Here is an 898-nt window from a genome sequence, read left to right as displayed (position 1 = left end):
TGTCAAGGAAAAGTCGGTACAGAGTTAGTTGAATGCTGGAACTCAAAGCAAGCCCAGGCACAGGCAATTGTTACCAAAGCTGAAGAGCAAGCTAAATCTCCACTCCAACCACTACGAGATTTTGGTAGTTTTCTCTGGAATAGAACTTTGCCTGGTCAAATCGGTACTGCTGTTCAGTTTGCCAATGATCCAGGTAGTGTGTTTCGAGATACTGCCATCCCCATCATTCGCTTTATCCTGTATGCCCTGCAATGGGGCTTTGTAAATATTTTGGAAGCTGCTCTGTTGCTAACAGCATTATTTGCACCGATCGCAGTTGGTTTATCTTTACTGCCATTACAAGGTCGTCCTATTTGGGCATGGCTGACAGGGTTTATTTCCTTGTTTGGTGTTCAACTTGGTTACAACATTTTAGTAGGTTTAGCAGCCGTCGTGCTGGTAAAGTCTGGTGCTGAATTAGCATCTGATGTCGCATTTTTATGTTTCCTGAGCATCTTTGCACCAGTTTTGGCGGTATTGATAGCTGGAGGTGGGGGAATGGCAATCTATAACGGCATTTCTGCCAATGTCAAAGGCTTAATCGATATTTTTAGCAGTGCCATTGGAACTGCAACCAGTATTGCTCTACTCCGCAGGGGGTAATACCAATTTTGGATTTTAGATTTTGGATTTTGCGGAAAGTCTGTAGCAAGATCCCGCAGGGTGCGCCGACTTCCGCCTCTCCGTTAGCGCAGCGTAAAGCCTGCGGCATAACTAACTTCTTTACGAGACGCTAGCTTGCTTCCCCGCAGAGGTACGCTTAGAGCGACGGAGGAACGTCACTTTTCAAGACAGTCAATCACGGGAAAATCCCACAATCAATGGATGAAAATCCTTATTCCCCTATTTCCTATTCCCT

The 898-nt window shown here is 45.4% G+C and carries 1 pseudogene; it reads left to right on the top strand.

Going from position 1 to position 898, the window contains the following annotated elements:
- Positions 1 to 642 (top strand): annotated as a pseudogene (locus A4S05_RS38360) (hypothetical protein); the annotation flags it as partial.
- Between the last annotated feature and the right edge of the window lie 256 nt (positions 643 to 898).

The organism is Nostoc sp. KVJ20, from assembly GCF_001712795.1.
Classification (GTDB): Bacteria; Cyanobacteriota; Cyanobacteriia; order Cyanobacteriales; family Nostocaceae; genus Nostoc.
This window is presented reverse-complemented; position numbering and strand designations above follow the sequence as displayed.